Source organism: Pantoea sp. Ae19-2 (assembly GCF_059801205.1).
Map to the genome: position 1 here is coordinate 1,375,274 of NZ_JBCHWE010000001.1, position 19,720 is coordinate 1,394,993.

The 19,720-nt window shown below is 52.6% G+C and carries 17 protein-coding genes, 1 tRNA gene and 1 other RNA gene; 14 read left to right on the plus strand and 5 right to left on the minus strand.

The genetic code is table 11. The annotated features are described in order from the left end of the window. From AAIE03_RS06330 to pmrA, 5 genes are all read right to left on the minus strand, one after another. Window positions 1–125, minus strand: a non-coding RNA gene (locus tag AAIE03_RS06330) — RtT sRNA. 42 nt (window positions 126–167) lie between these two features. Continuing rightward, window positions 168–255 (minus strand) — tRNA-Ser (locus tag AAIE03_RS06335). Between the two features lie 206 nt (window positions 256–461). Continuing rightward, a complete protein-coding gene (gene msrA / locus AAIE03_RS06340) occupies window positions 462–1,001 on the minus strand; it encodes a peptide-methionine (S)-S-oxide reductase MsrA (RefSeq protein ID WP_288494293.1) in 540 nt (179 codons plus the stop codon). A gap of 362 nt (window positions 1,002–1,363) precedes the next feature. Continuing rightward, window positions 1,364–2,431: a two-component system sensor histidine kinase PmrB gene (gene pmrB, locus AAIE03_RS06345; RefSeq protein ID WP_013026114.1), complete on the minus strand. Its 1,068-nt coding sequence runs from the start codon at window positions 2,429–2,431 to the stop codon at window positions 1,364–1,366. Further along, window positions 2,428–3,114: a two-component system response regulator PmrA gene (gene pmrA, locus AAIE03_RS06350; protein ID WP_014593911.1), complete on the minus strand. Its 687-nt coding sequence runs from the start codon at window positions 3,112–3,114 to the stop codon at window positions 2,428–2,430. Before pmrA ends, pmrB begins: the two co-directional genes overlap by 4 nt. 885 nt (window positions 3,115–3,999) lie before the next feature. Here pmrA and otsB point away from each other — a divergent pair. The 14 genes from otsB (at window position 4,000) to cheZ (ending at window position 19,662) form a co-directional block, all read left to right on the plus strand. Then, on the plus strand, window positions 4,000–4,788 hold the full coding sequence (gene otsB / locus AAIE03_RS06355; protein ID WP_089517295.1) for a trehalose-phosphatase: 789 nt from the start codon (window positions 4,000–4,002) through the stop codon (window positions 4,786–4,788). Continuing rightward, window positions 4,785–6,221, plus strand: coding sequence for an alpha,alpha-trehalose-phosphate synthase (gene otsA, locus AAIE03_RS06360; RefSeq protein ID WP_013026111.1), 1,437 nt, complete (start codon window positions 4,785–4,787; stop codon window positions 6,219–6,221). Before otsB ends, otsA begins: the two co-directional genes overlap by 4 nt. A 992-nt stretch (window positions 6,222–7,213) precedes the next feature. Next, window positions 7,214–7,564 (plus strand): flagellar transcriptional regulator FlhD, encoded by a 351-nt coding sequence (gene flhD / locus AAIE03_RS06365; protein ID WP_006120236.1) that lies wholly within the window; start codon window positions 7,214–7,216, stop codon window positions 7,562–7,564. After that, a complete protein-coding gene (flhC, locus tag AAIE03_RS06370; protein ID WP_013026109.1) occupies window positions 7,564–8,142 on the plus strand; it encodes a flagellar transcriptional regulator FlhC in 579 nt (192 codons plus the stop codon). The genes flhD and flhC overlap by 1 nt, the downstream gene beginning before the upstream one ends. Window positions 8,143–8,272: 130 nt before the next feature. Then, window positions 8,273–9,160, plus strand: coding sequence for a flagellar motor stator protein MotA (gene motA, locus AAIE03_RS06375; protein ID WP_006120238.1), 888 nt, complete (start codon window positions 8,273–8,275; stop codon window positions 9,158–9,160). After that, window positions 9,157–10,431: a flagellar motor protein MotB gene (motB, locus tag AAIE03_RS06380; protein ID WP_013026108.1), complete on the plus strand. Its 1,275-nt coding sequence runs from the start codon at window positions 9,157–9,159 to the stop codon at window positions 10,429–10,431. The genes motA and motB overlap by 4 nt, the downstream gene beginning before the upstream one ends. An 11-nt stretch (window positions 10,432–10,442) precedes the next feature. After that, complete coding sequence (gene cheA / locus AAIE03_RS06385; protein ID WP_498563165.1) at window positions 10,443–12,437, plus strand: chemotaxis protein CheA; 1,995 nt, start codon at window positions 10,443–10,445, stop codon at window positions 12,435–12,437. Between the two features lie 23 nt (window positions 12,438–12,460). Next, window positions 12,461–12,958 carry a chemotaxis protein CheW gene (gene cheW, locus AAIE03_RS06390; RefSeq protein WP_013026106.1) on the plus strand — a complete coding sequence of 166 codons (498 nt, stop codon included), beginning with the start codon at window positions 12,461–12,463 and terminating at the stop codon, window positions 12,956–12,958. 268 nt (window positions 12,959–13,226) lie between these two features. After that, window positions 13,227–14,789: a methyl-accepting chemotaxis protein gene (locus AAIE03_RS06395; RefSeq protein ID WP_014605658.1), complete on the plus strand. Its 1,563-nt coding sequence runs from the start codon at window positions 13,227–13,229 to the stop codon at window positions 14,787–14,789. 111 nt (window positions 14,790–14,900) lie between these two features. Further along, the gene (locus tag AAIE03_RS06400) at window positions 14,901–16,577 is read left to right on the plus strand and encodes a methyl-accepting chemotaxis protein (protein WP_014605659.1); all 1,677 of its coding nucleotides are present in this window, start codon (window positions 14,901–14,903) and stop codon (window positions 16,575–16,577) included. An 82-nt stretch (window positions 16,578–16,659) separates the two neighbouring features. Beyond that, the gene (cheR, locus tag AAIE03_RS06405; RefSeq protein ID WP_013026103.1) at window positions 16,660–17,532 is read left to right on the plus strand and encodes a protein-glutamate O-methyltransferase CheR; all 873 of its coding nucleotides are present in this window, start codon (window positions 16,660–16,662) and stop codon (window positions 17,530–17,532) included. Continuing rightward, window positions 17,532–18,581: a protein-glutamate methylesterase/protein-glutamine glutaminase gene (locus AAIE03_RS06410; protein WP_014605660.1), complete on the plus strand. Its 1,050-nt coding sequence runs from the start codon at window positions 17,532–17,534 to the stop codon at window positions 18,579–18,581. Before cheR ends, AAIE03_RS06410 begins: the two co-directional genes overlap by 1 nt. Window positions 18,582–18,621: 40 nt before the next feature. Further along, on the plus strand, window positions 18,622–19,011 hold the full coding sequence (gene cheY, locus AAIE03_RS06415; RefSeq protein WP_013026101.1) for a chemotaxis response regulator CheY: 390 nt from the start codon (window positions 18,622–18,624) through the stop codon (window positions 19,009–19,011). Between the two features lie 9 nt (window positions 19,012–19,020). Next, on the plus strand, window positions 19,021–19,662 hold the full coding sequence (gene cheZ / locus AAIE03_RS06420; protein WP_014593904.1) for a protein phosphatase CheZ: 642 nt from the start codon (window positions 19,021–19,023) through the stop codon (window positions 19,660–19,662). The last annotated feature ends 58 nt before the right edge of the window (window positions 19,663–19,720 follow it).

The window sequence follows — 19,720 nt, forward strand, 5'->3', positions numbered from 1 at the left end:
TGGCGGTGAGAGGGGGATTCACTCGCTGCGCTCGCCCTGCGGGTGGCCTGACGGCCATGCAAAACGGCGGGCCGTTTTGTCGAACCCCGGTCGGGGCTTCTCATCCCCCTCGGCGCAGAATATGCAAAAAAAAAGTCCAGAGGTTAGTCTGGACTCTTCTTTGAAGATGGCGGTGAGAGGGGGATTCGAACCCCCGATACGTTGCCGTATACACACTTTCCAGGCGTGCTCCTTCAGCCACTCGGACACCTCACCGCAAATTGTTGCTGACCGCGCTGGGTCAACGGGGCGCTACTATAAGGAGTCGGCCTGAAACGGTCAAGCACTATTTTTCTCTTTTTTTCTATTCGCTTAAGCTCTGAACGAATCGCGTTAAGGCTGCGCAAATCGCGGTTTTTTGGCGCCAAAAACGCGATATTGCACAGCGTAACAGAAGGGGAGATTCGCTGAGTTGCCTGAGCTTACTGCGCGGTTTTTACGCGGTTGGCAAAACTCTTGCGCAGCTTTTGCAGTTTGGGGGGAATCACCGCCATGCAGTAACCGTTGCGCTGACCGGCGCCTTCCCAGTAATCCTGATGATAACCTTCAGCGGGATACCAGGCTTTTAACGGTTCAATGGTGGTCACAACAGGCTCAGCATGATCCTGTTGGGCACGCGCGATGGCCGCTTTGGCTTCGGCTTCCTGCTCCTGCGTCTCAACAAAAATCGCGGAACGATACTGTGTACCGATGTCATTGCCCTGACGATTGAGCTGGGTCGGATCGTGGGTCGCAAAGCTGATGTCCAGCAAATCGCCATAGCTGATCTTTTCAGCATTAAAACCAATACGAATGGCTTCGGCATGACCGGTTGCGCCGCTGCACACCTGCTCGTAGGTGGGATTAGGGCGCGCACCGCCGGTATAACCACTTTCCACTGACTCAACGCCGATCACATCTTTAAAGACCGCTTCTGTACACCAGAAACAGCCGCCTGCGATCACTGCATATTGGATAGCCATAAAATTACTCCTGTCTGGTCTGAAGGAAAGAGGTGGGGATGAGATCGATCGTTTTCAACGTCACACAAGGCATTTCAGGCCGTTGCCAGGTTTTAGCGGGGTGATGGCATGGCGTGAGACGAATGATTTAGCGTAGCAGGGATCGATCGCCTGCGCCTGGCGGGCAGCCTGAAAGCGCGGCAGGTTAATGTTTCCTTAATATAAGGAAGCGATACTGCATAAAACATCACTGGAGAGATCGATGAAAACCCCCACCGTATCCGTCAGTTCTGTTCCGTCTCGCAGCCTCAGCGAATATCTTGCCGTGCTTATTGCCGCCGGCACAGTGATTGCGTTTCTGGTCTGCTGGTTCAACGGCTAAATCACGCAGTAGCAAAGTTTACCCTGGCGCGGCAGCCTGAACGATCTGGGCGATTTTCCAGCAGGAATTGTCCGCCATGGAGCTGGACAATCCGGCTGACAATGCTCAACCCCAGGCCAATGCCGCCGTAGCCGGTATCCATGCGTACAAAGGCTTTACTCAGTTCACCGCGCATACTTTCATCAATGCCGTTCCCTTCATCCTCAATGATGAGCGACAGCCCGGCTGTTGCCTCAATACGCACCGTAATGTTTCCGCCCGATGGACTGTAGCGATGAGCATTCTCTACCAGGTTACGCAGTAGCATTCTCAGCAAGATGGCATCGCCCTTCACCCGGAACATGTCCTCGACCTCCAGGGTCAGTGTCTGCTCGCGCGTCTCCAGCATTGCACTCAACTCAGCCTCCATCGGCAGGATGACTTCCTCTACTATCTCAACATTCTGATAACTGCCAGAGGTGAACTGCTGACCTGCACGCGTGAGTTGCAACAGTTGAGAGACATTGCCAGACATCTGATCAAGCCGCTGTAATAACGGTTGTGTATCGACGGCCTGGTTGCGCTGTAACAGTTCAAGATGTAAACGCAGCCCAGCGAGCGGCGTACGCAGTTCATGAGCAACATCGGCAGTAAAGAGGCGTTCGCGTTCAAGACTGGCGGTTAACCGCGCAACAAGTCGGTTAATGGACTGCGTGACGGCATCAATCTCCTGAACGGAGCCTTCAAAGATAATCGGCTCGAGGTTCACCTCACTCCGGCTTTCCAGCTCATGCTGCAGTTGATAAAGCGGGCGAGTGATCCATCTTACCGCCTGATAGCACAGCAGTAGCGTCAGGCTAATCATGACCAGGCTGGGCAGCGCCAGGCTCAGGATGGCTTCACGGACCTCTTTATCCACGTGCTTATCCATGTTGCGGTTAAGCAGGTTGGCTTCCACCAAAAACTGCACCTGCTCTTTACTCTCATGCCAGAGCCAGGCCACGCTGATCAACTGAAAAAACAGCATGATCATGCCAATCGTGAGCATCAGCCGGAAACGCATGGTATTGCCAGAACGGTAGGGATTCATTCGGGTGATGACTCGTTTTCTGCGCGCGGCTGAGATAAGGCATAGCCAAAACCGCGAACCGTTCGGATCGTGGCTTTGCCCACCTTGTCGCGCAGGTTATGAATATGGACTTCCAGCGTATTGGTGGAGGGCTCATTATCAAAGTTGTAGATGTCCTGATACAGCAACTCACGGTGAACCGGATGGCCTGCTTTCAACATCAACCGGGATAGAATGGAAAACTCTTTGGGCGTCAGGTCGAGCAGCACGTCATCCAGATGAATCTGGCGGTGGGTCATATCCAGTGAGAGATTACCCACTTCGAGGCGGGAATCGCCCTGGTTGACGTGACGCCTGATCAGCGCGCGAATCCGTGCCAGCAACTCATCCAGCGCAAAAGGCTTAATCAAATAGTCATCAGCGCCGGCATCGAGTCCGGCTATGCGCTCTTCAATGGTATCGCGTGCGGTCAGGATTAAAACGGGCTGCATCTGCTTTTGACGACGTAGGCGTTGCAGTAAATGCAGGCCGTCTTCGTCCGGCAGGCCGATATCCAGCAGCACCAGGCTGTAAAGTCCGCTGGCAAGGTGGGCTTCGGCAGAACGGACCGTTGAAACACCATCGCACACGTAGCCTGCACCTTCCAGTGCCAGTACCAGCCCCTGAAGTAGCAGGGCATCGTCTTCAACAATCAATATTTTCATAAGTTCTGAAACCCTTTACGAATCGGCGCTGGCAGTGAGAAAGGCAGATAAAGCGTGTTTGAGTCCCCATCGCGGGGGTGAACAGGACAAGCGCCCCGGCTATTGTGACCGAAAGCAACGTAAACGCCTATTGCGTCAGGGAATCTCACCCTATTAATCGATGGCAAAAGACGCGTAACCTTTACCGAATGCCGCGATAACGCTGAGAGACTGCCTGACGCAATGCCACATTCAGACGAATGGCAACGCCGTATGACGAAAACCTTGCCAGGGCAATAAAGCTGTCGCGATATAGCAAAACATAAAATGCCGCATTGCCAAAAGGACGTAATCAGTAACAGGGGAAAGCGACGCCCAAAAAATGATTTCATACGGAAAGGAATTATTAATCCAGGACGGATGGAAAGTCATTAATTACTATTATCACCGATTAAAAAGCGTTCATGAAACCAACAAAATACCGCCCATCCGTGTACGCGCGAATGAGTTGACAATAATTTTAAACAGTCTGCTGATTAAAGATTAAGAAAACCTTAAACAGGGCCATTTATTACACTTTTATTTCACTGTTGAGCGCTTGATAAAAAGACGGTATGCGCTCAGGGATCGGTCCGGGCCAGTCCAGGGCATTGGAAAGCGAGACGGCTGGCACAGGAAATGCATATTCCTGGCAGAACGAAATTTAGCGACTACACTTTGTGGGGCGACAATAGCAGCCAGCGGATTCATCAGCATCAAAACACATTTGTTTTTTGAAAAAGGGTTGTTGAATTGCAGGGTTTTACCACGCAGTCTCCTTACTTCACATGGCCTTGAGCCAACCTCTTGCTGAAACGTCCTCTGCTGTGATGTCCTGATGATGAACCTATTTACAGGAGAAGACACGTGACCCAGATGGCAGATAGTGATGCCTCATTTCCGTCATTGAGCGGCGGTCTGTATGCCTTCTTTTTTGATGTCGATGGCACGCTGGCAGCGATTCAGTCCCAGCCCGATGCTGTTTTCATTCCAGAAAATGTCGTCGCAGAACTGCAACGGCTCTCATCGTTATGCCATGGCGCACTGGCGCTGGTTTCTGGCCGACCTGTCGAACAACTGGATGCGCTGGCGGCGCCTCTGCGGGCACCGGCAGCAGGCGTGCATGGTGCTGAACGGCGCGATGCGACAGGCGAACTGCATCGGGTGACTTTGCCAGATGATGTTGAACGTCCGCTCAAACGCCTGCTTGAGGAGGCGATGGAGCAGTGGCCGGGTACGCAGTTAGAAGCCAAAGGCATGGCTTTCGCGCTTCATTACCGTCGCGCGCCGCAGCACGAACAGGATGTCATGCAACTGGCTCAGGCTGCGGTGGCGCGTTTTGACGGCCTTGCGCTGCAACCCGGCAAATGCGTTGTAGAAATCAAACCCACAGGGATTGATAAAGGCGCAGCCGTCCATAAATTTATGCAGGAAGCCCCATTCTCAGGCCGTATCCCGGTGTTTATCGGGGATGACCTGACCGATGAAAAAGGATTCGCTGCGGTGAATGCCCTGCAGGGAATCTCTATAAAAGTGGGGGAAGGCCCCAGTCAGGCGCATTATCGTTTACATGACGTTACGGATGTCTATGCCTGGCTTGAAACAACACGATTACAATTAGAGCAAGACAACATTGGTAAGGAGTGTAGGTTATGAGTCGTTTAGTGGTTGTATCTAACCGTATCGCCATGCCAAATGGGAACAAAACCGGTGCTGGCGGCCTGGCCGTCGGCATTCTGGACGCGCTGAAGAGCACGGGCGGACTCTGGTTTGGCTGGAACGGTGAGATCAGTGAGTTTTCAGGTGAAGAAGAAAATCCGGTATCGGTAATGGAACATGACGGTATTGAATATGCCTCTTTCCCTCTGAGCCAGAACGAATACGATCTTTACTACTGCCAGTTTTCAAACACCGTTATCTGGCCCGCCTTTCACTACCGGTTAGACTTAGTTCAGTTCCAGCGCGAAGCCTGGGAAGGCTACTGTGAGGTCAATGATGCGGTCGCGCAGCGATTAAAGCCGCTGATTAAGCCGGATGACATTCTGTGGATCCACGATTACCACTTTTTACCTTTTGCCGCTGCATTGCGTCGGGCTGGCATTAACAACCGTATCGGCTTCTTCCTGCATATTCCTTTCCCTACGCCGGAAATTTTCAACGCGCTGCCTCCTCATAAGGAACTGCTGGAGATGCTGTGCGAATACGATCTGCTGGGCTTCCAGACAGAATCAGATCGTGTGGCTTTCCTCGACAGTGTCAGCCAGTTGACCCAGTTGCAGAATAAGGGTGACAAGAAACACCGCGCCTATGGCAATACCTTTATGACAGAGGTCTACCCGATAGGGATTGAACCCGACAGCATTAAAGAGATGGCTGAAGGGCCGTTGCCACCGAAGATGGCCGCGATGAAAAAAGAGCTGGGCGATGCCCGCAACATCATCGCCTGTGAGCGTCTGGACTACTCCAAGGGGTTACCAGAACGTTTCCTGGCTTACGAGGCGCTGCTGGAAAACTTCCCTCAGCATCACGGCAAAATTCGCTATTCCCAGATTGCGCCCACGTCACGCGGTGATGTGCAGGCTTACCAGGATATTCGTCATCAGCTTGAAACCGAAGCAGGGCGCATTAACGGTAAATACGGGACACTGGGCTGGACGCCGCTGTACTACCTTAACCAGCACTTTGACCGTCGTCTGTTGATGAAAATCTTCCGTCTGACCGACGTGGGGCTGGTGACGCCGTTACGTGATGGGATGAACCTGGTTGCGAAAGAGTATGTTGCGGCACAGGACCCGGATGACCCGGGTGTACTGGTACTGTCCCGCTTTGCCGGTGCGGCGAATGAGCTGACCTCGGCATTGATCGTGAATCCCTATGACCGGGATGAGGTGGCCGCTGCGCTGGACAAGGCCATTACTATGCCGCGCACGGAAAGAATTTCTCGCTATAACGATATGATGGCGGTTCTGCGTAAGAACGACATCACCGCATGGCGCGAAAGCTTCCTACGCGATCTCGAAAAGATTGCGCCACGTAGCGCCGATCATGGAATGGCGAATAAAGTGGCCACATTTCCAAAACTCGCCTGATGCCGCAGCAAGCCAGGGATGGCTTGCTGTTTGTCGTATTTGACCCTCGCTTGCCGTCTGCAAACTCTCCTTATGTTTTAATCAGTTACCCTTAACTCAAAGGCGGTCCTGTACCGCTGCAGGACACTATTCCGGCACTTTTGCTGTCAAAATGACCCATTAAAATGTCAAAACACTATTTTTACCTGGTTAAGCTAAAGTTTTGAAGATCCGGGCCGATACTCTTAGTGCACAAAACTATCTTGCCTGCAATTCATTCACGTTATTAATGTAACTCCTTGTTACATCGACGATCACCCTCTAAACACCTTGCTGTCACCCTTTACAACGGATTGCCAGAACGCGCCTAATCCCCATCGCCTGCCGGACATGGCTGTTCCCCCTTACTCTGCAGTAAAACGCTAACTGACTAATTTAAAAACAAATAATTGTTTCTGCTGGCAGCACATTCCACTGCTTTTATGGTTTTGAATGGTTCTAAATAGGGTACAAATTGCATTCGTGAACATAAACCTGACCTCAACGGTCTGATTTGGCTTTTGCGGCGGTTTTGTTGCTAATTAAGTCCTGGTTAGGACAAATCCCTACAAAAAAAACGTAATTTCGCTCAAAAAACACACAGCTAAAATGTGATCGTAAAGTATTTCTGAAGAAAAAAGGCTCAAAAGTGTGACCTGTGTCACACTTTATCCAAAATTTCACTGAACTGTCGTTGTATGTGAGGATCAGACGATATAGATTTGCCTTGTTTTCGGATTAGTCTTAAAAAATGTATGAAGGCCTCACGGAAGAAGGTTGAAGACTTAAGAATAAGGTGGACTGAAAAAATTGACTTCTGACCCAAAACACAGGGTCGTAAAAAGAAGCAGCACTCAGAACCATTTGCCTTTTATGTTTAATTATTTTTGCCATCTTTAGATTTACCAACCAGCAGCTCGATACGCAGAGATGTTATCTGCGGTAAGTTACGTCGCGTCTCTCAGGATGGAAAAATGGGTACATCTGAATTACTAAAACATATTTACGATATCAACTTGTCATATTTACTGCTCGCGCAGCGATTAATTAACCAGGAAAAAGCTTCGGCAATGTTTCGCCTCGGGATCGATGAAAAGATGGCAGATGCGTTGTCAGAATTAACCTTACCTGAAATGGTAAAATTAGCTGAGACCAATCAACTTGTGTGTCAGTTTCGTTTTACCGATAGCACCGTTATTAATCGCCTGACGCAGGAATCTCGCGTGGATGATTTGCAACAGATCCACACCGGGATTTTGTTATCCAGCCGTTTATTACGCAGCGCGTCTAAAGACGCCGCGCCTACTAAAAAGAGGGCGGTATAATGGGTGAAAAAAGTATTGTTCAGGAAGCGCGCGATATTCAGCTCGCCATGGAGCTGATTACCCTGGGTGCGCGGTTACAAATGCTGGAAAGCGAAACGCAGCTGAGCCGCGGTCGCCTGATTAAACTGTATAAAGAGTTGCGTGGTAGTCCACCACCTAAAGGCATGTTGCCTTTCTCTACTGACTGGTTCATGACGTGGGAACAAAATATTCATGCTTCCATGTTCTGTAACGCCTGGACTTTCTTACTGAAAACCGGTTTGAGCAAAGGTATTGATGCGGTAATCAAAGCCTACCGCCTCTATCTTGAGCAGTGCCCGCAATCGGACGAGGGCCCGCTGTTGGCGCTGACACGCGCCTGGACCCTGGTGCGATTCGTCGAAAGCGGTATGCTGGAATTATCGGATTGTAAAAGCTGCAACGGCAGCTTTATTAATCATGCACATCAGCCTGTTGGCAGCTTTGTCTGCAGCCTGTGCCAGCCACCATCACGTGCCGTAAAAAGACGTAAACTTTCTGCAGATACTGCCGATATCTTTCCACAACTGCTGGATGAACAGGTTAAACACGCCGTTTAAATTTGTTCGCAATGTGGAAGTCATCCAGCAGCGGTTAATCCCGCTGCTTTTTTTTTGCCTCCACGTGGTGAACATCACCTGGGTTTCTGGCTTAACGTCGACCAACACGTTACGGACGTAAGGATTTTTTGTGCTGATAATTTTAGGTTACATCGTTGTATTAGGTTCCGTGTTGGGCGGATACGCTTTAGTGGGCGGCCATCTTGGCGCGCTTTACCAGCCTGCAGAACTGCTGATGATCGCCGGGGCGGGCGTCGGTGCGTTTCTGGTGGGCAACAACGGTAAATCGATCAAGAAGACCCTGAAGGCCCTGCCGCTCCTGTTTCGTGGCTCGAAATACAACAAAGCGGTCTATATGGATTTGATGGCGCTGCTGTATCGCCTGATGGCGAAATCACGCCAGCAAGGCATGTTGTCACTGGAGCGCGATATTGAAGATCCCGCTCAGAGCGAAATTTTTGCTAATTATCCCCGCATCTTAGCCGATAAACAGTTAGTAGATTTCATCACTGACTATTTACGCCTTATGGTCAGTGGCAACATGAATGCCTTCGAAATCGAAGCATTGATGGATGAAGAGATTGAAACCTACGAACACGAGTGTGAAGTTCCTGCGCAAAGTATCGCAGCAGTGGGCGATGGCCTGCCGGCTTTCGGTATCGTCGCCGCGGTGATGGGCGTAGTGCATGCCCTGGCGTCAGCCGACCGCCCAGCCGCAGAGTTAGGTGCGCTGGTTGCCCATGCAATGGTGGGAACCTTCCTCGGGATTTTACTGGCATACGGTTTTATTTCGCCGCTGGCGTCAGTGTTACGTCAGAAATGTGCAGAAACAACCAAGATGATGCAGTGCGTAAAAGTGACGCTGCTTTCAAGCCTGAACGGCTATGCGCCACAAATCGCCGTCGAGTTTGGCCGTAAAACGCTTTACTCCGCCGAGCGTCCTTCGTTCAGTGAACTGGAAGAGCACGTACGCAACGCGAAGAACCCGGCTAAACAGACTTCGGATCAGACCTCATGAAACATGGCAATCGCCCAATTGTGCTGATTAGAAAGCGCAAACATAAGAAACATGAAGGAGGGCATGGTTCATGGAAAATCGCTTATGCCGACTTCATGACGGCGATGATGGCATTTTTTATGGTGATGTGGCTGCTGTCGATCGCCAGCCCACAGCAGTTGATTCAGATAGCGGAATATTTTCAGACGCCCTTAAAAGTGGCGCTGACGGGTGGACAACGCAGCAGCGACAGCAGCAGCCCTATCCCGGGTGGCGGAGACGACCCAACGAAGAAAGAGGGTGAAGTTAAGAAGGTTGTGGATATGGATGCGCAGAAACGCAAGCTGGATGAGATTCGCCTCAACCGGTTACGTGAAAAGCTCGATCAGCTGATTGAAGCCGACCCGCGCCTGAAAGCACTGCGTCCGCATTTGATCATCAACATGGTGGAAGAGGGACTGCGTATTCAGATTATCGACAGTCAGAATCGCCCAATGTTTAAAACCGGCAGCGCAGAAGTTGAACCTTATATGCGCGACATTTTGCGCGCGATTGCCCCGGTTCTGAACGACATCCCAAACCGAATCAGTATCGCGGGGCATACGGATGATATTCAGTACGCCGGTGGTGATAAAGGCTACAGCAACTGGGAGCTCTCTGCTGACCGCGCCAATGCGTCACGTCGGGAACTGGTGATTGGCGGGCTGGATGGTGGAAAGATTCTTCGTATTGTCGGCATGGCTGACACGATGAAACTGAAAAACCGCGGGGGGGATGATGCCGTGAACCGCCGTATTAGTTTGCTGGTGTTGAACCACGATACCGAAGCCGCCATTGAAAAAGAGAATGCTGAAAGTGATGCCGTGCAGGTTAGCGATCCGGCTGCGTTTGAGAAAGTTACCGAACCTTCAGCCTCCATCGGTACAGCAGCAGATAAAGCGGGTGCAGTGAAAACCGCAACCTCAGCACCGTCCGCCTCGGCAGGCGGTGCGATGAAAACGACAGCGTCTTCGCCGTCCGCCCCGGCGAACGGCACAGTGAAAACAGGCACTTCCACGCAGCCCGCGTCTTCAGCGGGTGCGGTGAAAACAGCAACGTCCGCACAACCAGCGTCTTCGACTGGTGCGGTAACAACCGTATCTCCCGCGCCGTCAGCCTTATCGACGGGTACGGTGATAACAGTAACCTCTGCACCGCCAGCGTCATCGGCTGGTGCGGTTAAAACAACCTCCGCGCCGTCAGCTTCGTCGGCTGGTGCGGTCACTACAGCAGCCCCCTCACAGCAGAGGTGATTCCCGTGAGCATGGACATCAGCGATTTTTACCAGACGTTTTTTGATGAAGCCGATGAGCTGTTAGCGGATATGGAGCAACACCTGTTGGGACTCGATCCCCAGGAACCTGACTCTGAACAGCTTAACGCCATCTTCCGCGCCGCCCACTCCATTAAAGGCGGGGCAGGAACCTTTGGTTTTACGGTTTTACAGGAAACAACCCATATCCTGGAAAACATTCTGGATGGTGCTCGTCGCGGCGAAATGCAGCTCAGCACCGACATCATCAATCTGTTTTTGGAAACTAAAGATATTATGCAGGAACAGCTCGATGCTTATAAAACCGCGCAAGAGCCTAACGCGGAAAGCTTCAAGTATATCTGTGAAGCATTACGCCAGCTGGCGTTAGAGGCTAAAGGTCTGCCGGTTGAAGCGCCGGTGGTGGTTGCCCTTGATGCACCGGTCAGTCAGGCAGAGTCCGCGCAAGCAGGCGCCGACGGCGTTCATCTGCAACTGGTCGATCTGAAAGAAAAAGACATTGATTTGATGCTGGAAGAGCTGGGTAACCTCGGCACAATCAGCGATGTCAAGAAAGGCAGTAACTCGCTTGAGTGCCACATTACGGGCGTTGGCAAAGACGATATCGTCGCCGTGCTCTGTTTTGTGATTGATGAATCCCAGATTCGCTTCCCGGAGGCGGGCGACGCAGCCCCAGTCGCGACAGCGCGCGCCGCTGAACCTGAGGTGGCCGAAGTACAGACCGCGACCGTTACCGAATTGCCCGTTGCCGCAGCCAAACGCGAAAGCAAGCGCGTTGCCGCACCGGCGAAGACCAGCGAATCCAGCAGCATCCGTGTTGCCGTTGAGAAGGTCGATCAGCTGATTAACCTGGTGGGTGAGCTGGTGATCACGCAGTCAATGCTGGCACAGCGCTCTGGCGAACTGGATCCGGTGGCGCACGGCGAGCTGCTGAACAGCATGGGCCAGCTGGAGCGTAATGCGCGTGACCTGCAAGAGTCGGTGATGTCGATTCGTATGATGCCGATGGAATACGTATTCAGCCGCTTCCCGCGTCTGGTTCGCGATCTGGCCAGTAAACTGGGCAAAGAAGTCGAACTGACCTTACTCGGCAGCTCGACCGAACTGGATAAGAGCCTGATTGAACGCATTATCGATCCGTTAACGCACCTGGTGCGTAACAGCCTGGACCACGGCATTGAATCGCCTGATAAGCGTATTGCCGCAGGAAAAGTCGCGACGGGCAACCTGACGCTGTCCGCAGAACATCAGGGCGGCAACATCTGTATCGAAGTCTCCGATGACGGTGCGGGCCTCAACCGTGAGCGTATTCTTGCTAAAGCACTGTCATCCGGTCTACCGGTTCATGAAAACATGAGCGACGAAGAAGTCGGCATGTTGATTTTCGCGCCAGGCTTCTCCACCGCAGAACAGGTCACGGATGTGTCCGGCCGCGGCGTGGGCATGGACGTTGTGAAACGGAATATCCAGGAAATGGGTGGTCATGTCGAAATTGCCTCTAAACAGGGCAAAGGCACCACAATCCGTATCCTGCTGCCGCTGACGCTGGCCATCCTTGATGGCATGTCTGTACGCGTCGCGGATGAAGTCTTTATTCTGCCGCTGAATGCGGTGATGGAATCATTGCAGCCTCGCGCAGAAGAGTTGAAACCGCTGGCGGGTGGCGAATGTGTTCTGGAAGTCCGTGGCGAATATCTGCCGCTGGTTGAACTGTGGAACGTCTTTGATGTGAAAGATGCCAAAACAGAAGCGACACAGGGCATCGTGGTCATTTTGCAAAGCGCGGGCAAACGCTACGCCCTGTTGGTAGACCAGTTAATTGGTCAGCATCAGGTTGTTGTTAAAAACCTGGAAAGCAACTATCGCAAAGTACCAGGGATTTCAGCCGCCACCATCCTCGGCGATGGCAGCGTGGCGCTGATTGTTGACGTTTCGGCGTTGCAGTCACTTAACCGTGAAAAACGTGTGGCCGGCGCTGCCGCCTGATTGATAACGAAAGGGTAAATAACATGAGTGGAATGGCAACCGTGACAAAAATTGCTGGCGAAACCGTGGGCCAGGAGTTCCTGGTGTTCACGCTGGGTGATGAAGAGTACGGCATCGATATTCTTAAGGTTCAGGAAATTCGTGGTTACGATCAGGTAACCCGCATTGCCAACACGCCGGATTTTATTCGCGGCGTAACGAACCTGCGTGGCGTGATTGTGCCTATCATCGATCTGCGTGTGAAATTTGCACAGGCAGACGTTGAGTACAATGAGAATACGGTCGTAATCGTTCTTAATCTGGAAAACCGCGTCGTCGGTATCGTGGTTGATGGCGTGTCTGACGTGCTGTCGTTGACGCAGGAACAGATCCGTCCTTCACCTGAGTTTGCCGTGACAATGTCCACCGAGTACCTCACCGGTCTGGGTGCGCTCGGCGACCGCATGTTGATTCTGGTTGACATCGAGAAGCTGCTGAGCAGCGAAGAGATGGCGCTGGTCGACAACCTGCGTACGGCATAATCCTTCTTCACGGGTCAGTCCAGGCTGGCCCGTGAGGTTCTGTGTCTTGTTTACAGCCTGAATTAGTGTGATCCGCTTAACCCACGCATCGCTTCCACCTCTCATTTTGCTCCTGTTGTCTGTGACCTGAGCCACTAAAAAACACCCTCAGCTGATATCAATAATTACAAAAGCCCTAATTGCCGCTTTTTTACTGAAGCTGACTAAACCCTCTCTCTTTCCCGCCGATACAGCCCCTGCACTTTACTTATTATGCTCGGGGAAAAAGATGTTAAAACGAATAAAAGTCGTGACCAGTCTTATCGCGGTACTGATGCTTTTCGGTGCCATGCAGCTGCTGTCAGGCAGCCTGTTCTGGTCAGCACTGAATAATGATAAAGAGGCCTTTGCGCTGTCACAAATTTCCACCCGGAACGTTGCGGCGATGACCGATGCCTATATGGCGCTGAACCAGTCTCGTACCACACTCAACCGCGCAATGTTGCGCCTGCAAACCAGCCTGGCGTCTCAAATGAACGGCGGCCAGCTGGACAGCCTGACAGAGAAAGCCGTTAACGAGGCGAATAAAGGTGAGCAGTACCTGGCAGAATTTAACGCGATTCCGGAAACACCGGGCGCAGATACGGAAATGCGCGATCGACTGCAAAACGATTTTAAGGCCTATCTGACCGGTCTGCGCGGCATGATCGCCAGCCTGAAAGCGAAAGATCTGGAAGGCATGTTTAAACAAAATATTGAACAGAAGCAGCAGGCGATGCAGGCCACCTATTCCGCATGGCGCCTGAAGCAAAGCGAACTGTCCGCACACGGCGCAGAGCAGAATCAACAGGCCTTCACGCAGATGATGTGGATGCTCGGCATGGTGGGCGTGCTGGTGATTGTGGTTATTCTGGGCTGCTGGTTTGGACTGCGTCAGCTCTTGATTCAACCGCTTCAACGTCTGCTGGTGGATATTCGCACCATTGCTTCTGGCGACCTGACGCAACCCATTCTGGTGGAAGGCCGCAATGAGATGAGCCAACTGGCCGCCGGCATCCATGAGATGCAGCATTCGTTGGTATCGACCGTGGGTGAGGTTCGCAGCGGGTGTGATGCCATTTTCACCGGCGCCAGTGAAATCGCGGCCGGGAATAACGATCTGTCTGCGCGTACGGAAGAGCAGGCAGCTTCGCTTGAACAAACGGCAGCCAGCATGGAGCAGTTAACGGCGACGGTAAAACAGAACGCAGATAACGCACGTCAGGCTTCTCAACTGGCACAAACCGCATCCGAAACCGCGCTGCAGGGCGGTAAAGTGGTGGATGGCGTGGTGACCACCATGCAGGAAATTGCCGGCAGTTCGAAGAAAATCGCAGACATTATCAGCGTTATCGACGGCATTGCTTTCCAGACCAATATTCTGGCGCTTAACGCTGCCGTAGAAGCGGCGCGTGCAGGTGAGCAGGGCCGTGGCTTTGCCGTGGTGGCGGGTGAAGTCCGCAGTCTGGCACAGCGCAGTGCTCAGGCAGCAAAAGAGATCAAAGGGTTAATCGAAGATTCAGTGGCACGCGTTAACAGCGGCTCGCTTCAGGTTGAAAGCGCGGGCAGCACTATGAATAACATCGTGGGCGCGGTAACACGCGTGACCGATATCATGGGCGAAATCGCTTCTGCATCTGACGAGCAAAGTCGCGGCATCGATCAGGTGGGCCAGGCCGTAACAGAAATGGATCGTGTGACACAGCAGAACGCCTCGCTGGTCGAAGAGTCAGCCGCCGCGGCCGCCGCGCTGGAGCAACAGGCCAGCGCCCTGTCCCAGGCCGTATCCGTCTTTAAAATCTCGCGCGTTTAAGTTTTCCCAACCTCTTTTTACGGCCAGCGTGAACCTGTCTTCACGCTGGCCGTAAAGTTCCGCACGTCCGGGCCGATAAACAGAATCGAATTGCTAATGAATGAGGTTTCTATGTTTAGTCGAGTACGTGTTGTCTCCGGTCTTCTCTGTGTATTGGCACTGTTCGCGCTACTGCAAATTTTTTCGGGTGGCGTGTTCTATAAGACGGTGACAGAAGATAAAGAAAATTTTGCCTATAACCAACGTCTGAGTACGCTTCAACGCGCCATGGGCACCTCTTGGGTCGCACTGGTACAGGCGCGAAATACCTTAAACCGCGCCGGGATCCGTTATTTGCAGGATGGGCAAATGGCCGGCTCAGGTGCCACCGTTAAAGAGCTGGTGGCGCTGGCAGATAGTGAATTAAAGCGTGCGGAAGAAGGCTATGCCATGTTCAATGCCAATCTTTCTGAGAAAGGCAAAAGTGCAGAAAACGTACTGACGCTGCAGGCAAACTATAAGCAATTCCATGACGGACTCGCGGAACTGATCGTATTTCTTGGCAACGGTAACTTTAAAGGGTTTGTAGACCAGCCGACACAGAGCTATCAGGACAAATTCCAGAAAGACTACGATGCCTGGCTTAACTACAACCTTCAACTCAGTCAGCAGGGCGTGGATGCCAACAATGCCGCCTATCAACGCATGATTATGCTGGTTGTAGGGACGCTATTGGTCACGCTTTTGGTGATTGTGCTGGTCTGGAATCTGATGCGCAGCCTGCTTATTCGACCGCTCAAAGAGAGCATTGAACATATTCAGCACATCGCAGGCGGCGATCTCACGCAGCCCATCAACATTAGCGTACGTAATGAAATTGGCGATCTGCTGACCTCGCTGCAGGACATGCAACGTTCTCTGGTGCGCACCGTCAGCACCGTGCGAGACGGCGCAGATGCAATTTATACCGGGGCCAGCGAAATCGCCGTCGGTAATAACGATCTTTCTTCCCGAACCGAACAGCAGGCGGCATCGCTGGAGCAAACGGCGGCCAGCATGGAAGAACTTACCGCGACCGTAAAACAAAATGCGGAAAATGCCCGTCAGGCTTCAAAGCTGGCGCTGAATGCCTCTGAAACCGCGCAGCAGGGCGGCAAAGTCGTTGATGGCGTGGTCACGACCATGAAAGAAATTGCCGGCAGCTCACGGAAAATTGCGGACATTATCAGCGTCATTGATGGTATCGCTTTCCAGACCAACATTCTGGCGTTGAACGCAGCGGTTGAAGCCGCGCGAGCTGGCGAACAGGGACGAGGCTTTGCCGTGGTAGCTGGTGAGGTTCGTAACCTGGCCCAGCGCAGCGCACAGGCGGCAAAAGAGATTAAAGGCCTGATTGAAGACTCCGTTGGTCGCGTTAACACCGGCTCAGTGCTGGTTGAGAGCGCGGGCGATACCATGAATGAGATCGTCAGTGCGGTGACGCGCGTGACCGACATCATGGGTGAAATTGCTTCTGCGTCGGACGAACAGAGCCGTGGTATCGACCAGGTCGGTCAGGCGGTGACCGAGATGGATCGCGTAACACAACAGAACGCCTCGCTGGTGGAAGAGTCTGCTGCAGCCGCCGCGGCGCTGGAAGATCAGGCCAGTAACTTAAAACAAGCGGTTTCTGCCTTCAATATTGGTAAAGAAATTGTCACGCAGGCCGTTAACAAGACTACGGCGGCAAAAAATTTACGTTTAGAAAGTCCGTCAGAAGGCATTCGCCAGCCATCACCGCGCGGTGATGAGAACTGGGAAACCTTTTAATTGCCTGGATGGCCCAGCCGCTGAGACGCGGTTGGGCGTAGCAGCAGATGTTCAACAGGTTTAGTTCAGGCCAGGTGCAAAGATGAAGAAATCGACGTTATTAGATCAACCGGAAGCGACGACGCTGCTGTCACAAATGGTGCAGCGTCTGCCCCTGTCCGATACCCATTTTCGCCGTATCAGCCAGCTCATCTATCAGCGTGCGGGTATCGTGCTGGCCGATCACAAGCGCGAGATGGTTTACAACCGTCTGGTTCGTCGTCTGCGCACGCTGAATATCGATGATTTTGGTCGCTATCTGGCCCTGCTGGAAAATGATCCAAACAGTGCTGAGTGGCAGGCGTTTATTAATGCGTTAACCACTAACCTGACAGCGTTTTTCCGCGAGGCGCATCATTTTCCAATCCTTGCGGAGCATGCACGTAAACGTCAGGGAAATTTTAGCGTCTGGAGTACGGCAGCGTCCACCGGCGAAGAACCTTACTCTATCGCGATTACGTTGGCTGAAACCTTAGGCATGGGACCGGGTAAATTCCAGGTACATGCCAGCGATATCGATACCCAGGTTTTGGAGAAAGCCGTGGCGGGCGTTTACCGCCAGGAAGAGCTGCGTACGCTGTCGCCCGCGCAGTTACAGCGTTTCTTTTTACGCGGTACAGGTCCACATGCTGGCATGGTTCGTGTCCGTTCCGAACTGGCGAACATGGTGAACTATACCCAGCTTAACCTGCTGGCAAATGACTGGGCCTTACCGGGACCGTTCGATGCGATCTTCTGCCGCAACGTAATGATCTATTTCGATAAAGAAACACAAGAAAAAATTCTACGTCGTTTTGTTCCTCTGCTTAAGCCCGGCGGCATTCTCTTTGCCGGACACTCAGAGAACTTCAGCCAGATTAGTAAAGAGTTTTGGCTGCGTGGGCAAACCGTGTATGGACTGACGAAGGAAAGATGATGAGCAAAATTACCGTGATGTGCGTAGATGACTCTGCGCTGATGCGGCAACTGATGACCGAAATCATCAACAGTCATCCTGATATGGAAATGGTGGCTACGGCCCCGGATCCGTTAGTGGCACGCGATCTGATTAAACAGTTTAATCCGCAGGTGTTAACGCTGGATGTTGAAATGCCGCGCATGGACGGCCTGGACTTTCTTGAAAAACTGATGCGTTTACGGCCCATGCCCGTGGTCATGGTGTCATCCCTGACGGGACAGGGCTCAGAAATCACGCTGCGCGCGCTGGAGTTAGGTGCGATCGATTTCGTGACGAAGCCGCAGTTAGGCATTCGTGAAGGCATGCTGGCCTACAGCCAGATGATTGGCGACAAAATTCGCGCGGCGGCCCGGGCGCGCCTGCATGTTCGTAACGTTATGCCCGCGCCGGTCACGCTGAAAGCCGGCCCGTTGCTGAGTAGTGAAAAGTTGATTGCCATTGGTTCATCAACCGGCGGCACAGAGGCGATTCGCCACGTTTTACAGCCGTTACCGGCCACCAGTCCGGCACTGCTGATTACGCAACATATGCCACCGGGCTTTACCCGATCTTTTGCCGAGCGGCTGAACAAGCTGTGCCAGATCACGGTGAAAGAAGCGGAAGATGGCGAGCGTATTCTTCCCGGCCATGCCTACATCGCGCCTGGCGCAATGCACATGGAACTGGGGCGCAGCGGGGCGAACTACGTGGTGAAGCTGAATGAAGGCCCCCCGGTTAACCGGCATAAACCTTCAGTGGATGTCTTGTTTAAATCGGTTGCGATTAACGCCGGGCGTAATGCCGTCGGCGTCATCCTGACCGGTATGGGTAACGATGGGGCAGCAGGCATGCTGGAAATGCATCGTGCCGGCGCCTGGACCATCGCGCAAAATGAAGCAAGTTGTGTCGTTTTTGGCATGCCACGCGAGGCGATAGCCAGCGGTGGCGTGAGCGAAGTAGTAGATTTAAGCAACATCAGCCAGCACATGCTGGCGAAAATTAGCGCCGGACAGGCATTGCGTATATAACCAGGCCCGTCCTGCCGGGCGAGATAACACAGGAGTAGATATGGCTGATAAAAACATGCGCTTTTTAGTAGTGGACGACTTCAATACGATGCGTCGTATTGTACGTAACCTGCTGAAAGAGCTTGGTTTCAATAACGTAGAAGAAGCGGAAGACGGCGTTGATGCGCTAGGCAAGCTGAAAGCAGGTGGTTTCGATTTCGTTATCTCTGACTGGAACATGCCAAATATGGATGGCCTGCAACTGCTGCAGACTATTCGTGCCGATGCTGCCATGGCGAGCCTGCCAGTTTTAATGGTGACGGCAGAAGCGAAGAAAGAAAACATTATTGCTGCCGCTCAGGCGGGTGCAAGCGGCTATGTAGTCAAGCCGTTTACTGCAGCCACGCTTGAAGAAAAGCTGGGCAAAATTTTTGAAAAACTGGGTATGTAAGGAGATGTGATGAGCGACCTTCCGAAATCAGCTGAGCAAGCCGCGGCACACGATATCATTTCCCGCATCGGTTCACTGACCCGCATGCTGCGTGACAGTCTGCGTGAGCTGGGGCTGGATCAGGCCATTGCAGAAGCTGCTGAAGCCATTCCTGACGCCCGCGACCGTCTGGACTATGTAGTGCAAAAGACCGCTCAGGCGGCCGACAGGGCGCTGAACAGCGTCGAAGCAGCGCAACCGCACCAGGACAAAATGGAAGCGGGCGCGATTGCGCTGAAAGGACGCTGGGATGCGTGGTTTGAAAATCCAATTGAACTTGCCGACGCGCGCGAGCTGGTGACGGATACGCGTGAGTATTTAGGGGAAGTGCCTACGCACACCTCTTTTACTAACAAGCAGTTGCTCGACATCATGATGGCGCAGGATTTCCAGGACCTTACCGGTCAGGTCATCAAGCGCATGATGGATGTGATCCAGGAGATCGAGCGCCAGCTGTTGATGGTGCTGCTGGAAAACATGCCAGAAGTGAGCGCCGAGAAACGTCAGGTTGGCACCACGCTGCTTAACGGACCTCAGGTCAATGCCGCTGCGCCAGGCGTCGTGGCGAATCAGGACCAGGTTGATGACCTGCTGGACAGCCTGGGTTTCTAACCGCGAGTCTGTCTGGTCATCGCCGATCCGTTAACGGTTGGCGATTGCCGCCCCTTCT

What these genes read in the sequence shown, in the direction of transcription:
- cheZ (WP_014593904.1), top strand. Translation starts at nt 19,021, where the DNA reads ATGAGCGACCTTCCGAAATCAGCTGAGCAAGCCGCGGCACACGATATC.
- AAIE03_RS06395 (WP_014605658.1), top strand. Translation starts at nt 13,227, where the DNA reads ATGTTAAAACGAATAAAAGTCGTGACCAGTCTTATCGCGGTACTGATG.
- pmrA (WP_014593911.1), bottom strand. Translation starts at nt 3,114, where the DNA reads ATGAAAATATTGATTGTTGAAGACGATGCCCTGCTACTTCAGGGGCTG.
- cheY (WP_013026101.1), top strand. Translation starts at nt 18,622, where the DNA reads ATGGCTGATAAAAACATGCGCTTTTTAGTAGTGGACGACTTCAATACG.
- cheW (WP_013026106.1), top strand. Translation starts at nt 12,461, where the DNA reads ATGAGTGGAATGGCAACCGTGACAAAAATTGCTGGCGAAACCGTGGGC.
- pmrB (WP_013026114.1), bottom strand. Translation starts at nt 2,431, where the DNA reads ATGAATCCCTACCGTTCTGGCAATACCATGCGTTTCCGGCTGATGCTC.
- cheA (WP_498563165.1), top strand. Translation starts at nt 10,443, where the DNA reads ATGGACATCAGCGATTTTTACCAGACGTTTTTTGATGAAGCCGATGAG.
- flhD (WP_006120236.1), top strand. Translation starts at nt 7,214, where the DNA reads ATGGGTACATCTGAATTACTAAAACATATTTACGATATCAACTTGTCA.
- AAIE03_RS06410 (WP_014605660.1), top strand. Translation starts at nt 17,532, where the DNA reads ATGAGCAAAATTACCGTGATGTGCGTAGATGACTCTGCGCTGATGCGG.
- otsA (WP_013026111.1), top strand. Translation starts at nt 4,785, where the DNA reads ATGAGTCGTTTAGTGGTTGTATCTAACCGTATCGCCATGCCAAATGGG.
- flhC (WP_013026109.1), top strand. Translation starts at nt 7,564, where the DNA reads ATGGGTGAAAAAAGTATTGTTCAGGAAGCGCGCGATATTCAGCTCGCC.
- msrA (WP_288494293.1), bottom strand. Translation starts at nt 1,001, where the DNA reads ATGGCTATCCAATATGCAGTGATCGCAGGCGGCTGTTTCTGGTGTACA.
- motB (WP_013026108.1), top strand. Translation starts at nt 9,157, where the DNA reads ATGAAACATGGCAATCGCCCAATTGTGCTGATTAGAAAGCGCAAACAT.
- cheR (WP_013026103.1), top strand. Translation starts at nt 16,660, where the DNA reads ATGAAGAAATCGACGTTATTAGATCAACCGGAAGCGACGACGCTGCTG.
- AAIE03_RS06400 (WP_014605659.1), top strand. Translation starts at nt 14,901, where the DNA reads ATGTTTAGTCGAGTACGTGTTGTCTCCGGTCTTCTCTGTGTATTGGCA.